The 5096-nt window shown below is 72.6% G+C and carries 6 protein-coding genes; 2 read left to right on the top strand and 4 right to left on the bottom strand.

The window, feature by feature from the left end; genetic code table 11:
* Positions 1-1151 (bottom strand): ATP-binding protein (locus VFO68_RS20175; RefSeq protein ID WP_325159890.1); only part of this gene is annotated, 1151 nt, incomplete at its 3' end.
* Between the two features lie 214 nt (positions 1152-1365).
* Between VFO68_RS20175 and VFO68_RS20170 the strand changes: the two genes are divergently transcribed.
* Entirely contained in the window at positions 1366-2175 is an 810-nt protein-coding gene (locus VFO68_RS20170) for an SAM-dependent methyltransferase (RefSeq protein ID WP_325159889.1), read from the top strand.
* Between the two features lies 1 nt (position 2176).
* On the opposite strand, the gene VFO68_RS20165 is transcribed toward VFO68_RS20170, so the two are convergent.
* Positions 2177-2701: a DUF6879 family protein gene (locus tag VFO68_RS20165; RefSeq protein ID WP_325159888.1), complete on the bottom strand. Its 525-nt coding sequence runs from the start codon at positions 2699-2701 to the stop codon at positions 2177-2179.
* A 61-nt stretch (positions 2702-2762) separates the two neighbouring features.
* Entirely contained in the window at positions 2763-3242 is a 480-nt protein-coding gene (locus tag VFO68_RS20160; protein ID WP_325159887.1) for an SRPBCC family protein, read from the bottom strand.
* Between the two features lie 244 nt (positions 3243-3486).
* On the opposite strand from VFO68_RS20160, the gene VFO68_RS20155 reads away from it, so the two are divergent.
* A complete protein-coding gene (locus tag VFO68_RS20155; RefSeq protein ID WP_325159886.1) occupies positions 3487-3687 on the top strand; it encodes a hypothetical protein in 201 nt (66 codons plus the stop codon).
* Here VFO68_RS20155 and VFO68_RS20150 read toward each other — a convergent pair.
* On the bottom strand, positions 3673-5096 hold a 1424-nt coding region (locus VFO68_RS20150), incomplete at its 5' end, for a SpoIIE family protein phosphatase (RefSeq protein ID WP_325159885.1). The two genes, VFO68_RS20155 and VFO68_RS20150, sit on opposite strands and share 15 nt — an antisense overlap.

Here is a 5096-nt window from a genome sequence, read left to right as displayed (position 1 = left end):
TGCGCGTTGTGCAGCTCCCAGGCGTAGTCGTCGAGCAGGGCGGCCCGGTCGGCGCGGTCCAACCGGCCGGAATGCCGCACCGCCGCCTCGAAGTGCGCGAGCGCCTGCCGGTGCGATCCGGCCGCCGCCGACTCCCGGCCGGCCCGCGCGGCGAACCGGAGCACGGTGTCGGCGTCGCCGGCCCGGGAGGCGTGGTGCACCAGCCGGGCCAGGTCCGGCCGGGCCTGCGCGCGCAGCGCGGTGACCACGGCCTGGTGCAGCAGCCTGCGGCGCAGCATCGACAGCCGCTGCTCGACCGCGCGGCGGGCCAGCTCGTGCCGGAACACCACGCCCTCCGCCCTGGTCAGCAGGATGCCCCGCTCCTCGGCCTCGGTGAGTACGTCGAGTGACCCGCCGAGCAGCGCCTCGGTCAGCTCGTAGTCGACCGTGCCGGGCACCACGCAGAGTTGGGTGAGCGCGTGCTGGCAGGCCGCGGACAGCCGGCGCACCCGGGTGAGCACGGCGTCGGCGACCGTGGCCGGCACCCCGCAGTCGGGCGCCGCCAGCACCTCGGTGACGAAGAACGGGTTGCCGCCGGTCAGCGCGTGCAGGGTGGTCGCGTCCCACCCGGTGCCGGCGGCCAGCGTGCCGACCGCCGGCAGCGACAACGGCTCGAGCACCACGCGGCGCACCGGGGCGCCGGCCAGCCCGCCCAACCAGCGGTGCAGCGGATGCCCGTACGGCGCACAGCCGTCCCGCACGGTCACCACCACGAGCGCGGGCAGGGCAGCGACCCGGCGGGTCAGGTAGCCCAGCACGTCCAGGGTCGCGTCGTCGGCCCAGTGCAGGTCCTCGACCACCAGGACCGTCGGGGCCGGCCCGGCGAGCTCGGCGAGCACCGCGTCGAACACGTCCGCCCCGCCGGTCTGGGCCAGGGCCGGCATCGCGTCCCGCAGCGGCCCGAGCGCCCGGGCGGTCAGCAGGTCGTCACAACCGCCCCGCAGGACCCGCATCCTCGGCGCGACCTGCGCGCAGAACTCCCGGACCAGACTGGTCTTGCCGGTGCCGGCCTCGCCGCTGACCAGCACCACCCCGCCCCGCCCGGCGATGGCTCCAGCGACCGCGTCCGCCAGTTCCGCACGCGCGGCAGCCCGCTCCAGCAGCGCCTCCACACCGTCCCCCTCATGCCGCTCGCACTCCCCGGAGCATGTTGGCCACCCGGCCACCGCAATTTCCTCCGTGCTGACCACGGATCGCATACGGAAGCGGCTCGGAACCGCCCAAGCGGAAAAGGGGGAATGCTCTCGGTAGAGGGCTATGCGAGGTAATACACTCGAATGGCGTACATCTCTCCCCCAAATCGGTCGAAGGGCGTTGAGGCAGACGGTGACCGGACACGTGCGTAGGGTGCCGCCGCCCGTAGACACGGGCGCCCCCCATCCGGCTCGCGTGCACGACTACCTCCTGGGCGGCGGGCACAACTTCGCCGCCGACCGCGAACTGGCCGAGAAGGTCAAGCAGCAGCTACCCGCGATGGAGGACGTCGCCCGGCTCAACCAGGCGTTTCTGCGCCGGGCCACCCTGTATCTGGTCGACACCGGCATCCGGCAGTTCCTCGACATCGGCTCGGGCATCCCGACCTTGAGCACCCTGCACGGGCTGGTGCAGCGGGCCGCGCCGGACGCCCGCTGGGTCTACGTCGACATGGACCCGGTGGCGATCGCGCACACCGAGATGAAGCTCGCCGACGCCGAGGGCACCGCGGTGCTCCAGGCCGATCTGCGGGACGCGGCCGGGATCCTGGACAGCGACCTGGTCCGCCGGCTGATCAACCTGGACGAGCCGCTCGGGCTGATCGCCCCGATGCTGCACTTCGTCCCGGACGCCTGGGACCCGGCCGGCGTGCTGGCCGGTTACCGCGACCGGATCGCCCCCGGCAGCCACCTGGTCGCCGCGCACCTGACCCTGGACCAGAACACGCCCGGCCTCCCCGAGGCCATCGAGCTCTACGCCGGCACGCGCTACCAGGTCGTCCCGCGCACCCACGCAGAGGTGCTCGATCTCTGCGCCGGCTTCACCCTCGTCCCCCCGGGTCTCGTCGGCTTCGGCGACTGGCGTCCGGAAAGCCCCGGGGACTCATCCAGCGACCCGGCCATCAACTCCGTCGTCTGGGCCGCCGTCGGCCGCAAACCCTGAGCTACGCGCGGACGAAGTCGCTCACCTCGTACTCCTGGTGCGGGATGGCCCGGCGCCAGACCCGGTCGCGCAGGCTCCGGCACCGCTCCACGATCGCCGGGTCGGTGGTGGCCGCGCCCCCCACGAACCGCCCGTCCTGGAACACCTCGAACACCACCCGTTCGTCGTCGAACAGCCAGAAGTCATCGGTGCTCATGGCCGAGTCGGCAAAATGCCGGGGTAACCACAGCACCTCCTCCCCAGCCGCCACATCCCGCGCGGCCACGGTCAGTCCCCACCGCGTGTAGTCCCCGTGCGGCACCGAGACCACCCGGACCCGGCGAATGCTCCGCCCGGCCGCGACAGCGTCCCGCACCAGCTCCAACCACCCCTGCCGCCAGCCGAGGTCATCCCCCTCCCCCGTCAGGAACCGTTGAAACGCCGCGGCTCCGTGCCCCGCCGGCACCTCCCGCACCTGAAGCTGAAACGCCTCCCGCCCGAACTCCCGGAACAACCCCTCGAACGCGCCGCCCACCAACAGCTCCACCGTCGCCCCTTCCCGAACCCGGGTCGTGTCACCTACCCGGCTCATTCTGGTTGCGGAACGGTCAGGCGCCGGTCAGCCGGCGCTCGGCGCGTTCCTTCACCGCGGCGAGGGTGTGGTCGATCGACAGGGTGTTGAAGCCGGGGCGGTCGGCGCGGCCGGTGACCCTGGGGCCCATGACGCGGCGGATGAACCAGTTGCCGACGCGGTACCAGTGTTCGGTGAGGCGGCAGCCGGCCGGCGTGGGGACGATCTCGTAGGACCAGCGCGACACCCGGACCCCGAAGGGGGTGCGGACGTCGAAGGTGAACCGGGTCGGCGGCTGGCAGGCGACCACGCGGACCCTGGTGTGCCACTCCTTGGTGCCGTTGCGGTTCACGCCGCGGAACCGGGCGCCCGGCGCCGGGCCGGTGGCCGGCGCGACCCAGCGGCCGCCGGCGTTCTCCGGGCTGTACTCACCCATCCTGGGCAGATCGGTGACCATCGACCACACCACGCCCGGGTCGGCGGCGACCTCCACGCTGCGCGAGATCGTCGGCTGCACCGACCAACGTTAACCAGCACGCGATCGTGCGCACCATACGTTCGCTCTACGCGCGCACGACGAAAGAACGACTTTCCGGCCATCCGGTGTGACGATGAATATCGGAGGTGCGGCGCGGGAAAAACTCACGGGCCTCCGACGGAGCAGTTCATATCCGGTCCATGATGCCCGCACTGCCCCGCGTCGCGGCAGTGTTGGCAAAATCACGGGTACCTCGTATTGACTTTTTCGCGGGGGTGCTGCGATGACAGTCATGGAAGAATTAGGTCAACTCATCCGGTCCAGGCCCGGCCCATACGCGTCGGCCTCCGAGATCGGGCGCTGGTATGAGCGCAAGGCGAACATGCTCGAGCGCGTGGCGGCCGAGAACGGCGCTGACCAACAGATCATGATGCGCCAGGCCGAGGCGGCGCACCGGCACGCGACCGAACTACTGGCCGCCTGACTCGGAAACCGCCGCCCGCACGGTGATCACCCGGTCCAGCCCGCTCACCGCGAGCGCGGCTCGGGCCGGTGACCCGTCCCCGGCCAGGAGCACCAGTTCTCCTCCGGCCGCGCGGATCCGGGACTCCTGCTCGAACAGGACCCGCAGCGCGGCGCTGGCCAGCAGGATCACGTCGGCCAGGTCCACGGTGCAGCGCAAGGCGCCGTGCCGGGTCGCGGTGCGGATCGCGGTCCGCAACGCGTCGGCGTTGCTGGTGTCCAGGACGCCGGACAGCGCGAGCAGGGCGGAGTTCTCGTCCCGGCTCTCGGCAACCGAAAGCTCGGTGCGCTCCGGGCGGTCCACCGGCATCTCCGACCTGGTCGGCCCGAGGGCATGCGCGCGCACCGACCGTCGCATGTGGACGGTGGTGCCGGTGGATGTGGCGTCCAGATCCAACCGGTCGCAGCACTCCCGCATCATCATCAGGCCCCGCCCCCGGAACGGGTCCTCGACGGCCGGTTCCCGCCAACCACCCTGATCGGACACGGTGACCGCGACCGTCCCGGCACGGTCGAGCGCGAGCTCCACCCGGACCTCACCTGGCTTGCTGCGGTAACCGTGCTCGATCGAGTTGGTGACCGCCTCGACCACGGCCAGCTCCAGCGAGATCTGGTCGTCGCCACTGAGCACCAGCCCGTCCAGCCAGCGCCCCAGCTCGCGGTGCAGCGTGCCGAGCTCCCCGGGCTCCCCGGGCAGGCGCAGGTCGAGCGCCGGGGTGGGCGTCGCCAGCCGGGTGACCGCCAGCACGCACAGGTCGTCCGGCGCGGGATCGCCGTCGGGCTGCGCCACCGCCGAGCACACCGCCTCGGCCAGGGCCCGCGGCGCGCCCTCGCCGTTGCGCGATCGCACCACACCGGACACCAGCTCGCGCAGCACCGCCACGCCGTCTCCGATGCCGCGACCGGGCCGCTCCACCGCGCCGTCGGAGAACATCAGCAGCGTCTCACCCGGACGCAACCGTTCGCGGCTCACCACCGGCTCGGTGTCCGGGATGCCCAGCGCCGGACCGGTCTGGCCGGTCAACGCCCGGGTCGAGCCGTCCGCGCTCAGCACCACCGGCAGCGGGTGACCCCGGGTGGCGTAGTGAACAGTCCCCGTGCTCCGGTCCAATATGGCGACGCACACCGTGGTTCCCCGGCCGTCGACGGTCAGGCCGGCCATCCGGTCCAGCGCGCCGAACACCTCGCCCACCGCACAGCCCCGGGTGAGCCGCTCGGCCGCGACCGCGCGCAACTGGCCCATGACGGCCGCGGCGGGCGCGCCGTGCCCGACCACGTCGCCGACCACCAGGCCGAGCCGATCGTCCGGCATGACCACCGCGTCGTACCAGTCACCGCCGGCGGCCAGCCACGGCCCGGCCGGGATGTAGG

This window comes from Actinophytocola sp. (assembly GCF_035712165.1).
GTDB lineage: Bacteria > Actinomycetota > Actinomycetes > Mycobacteriales > Pseudonocardiaceae > DASYTH01.
Note: the sequence above shows the minus strand (reverse complement) of the source record. Positions and strands in the feature narration are given on the sequence as shown.

What these genes read in the sequence shown, in the direction of transcription:
- VFO68_RS20155 (WP_325159886.1), top strand. Translation starts at nt 3,487, where the DNA reads ATGACAGTCATGGAAGAATTAGGTCAACTCATCCGGTCCAGGCCCGGC.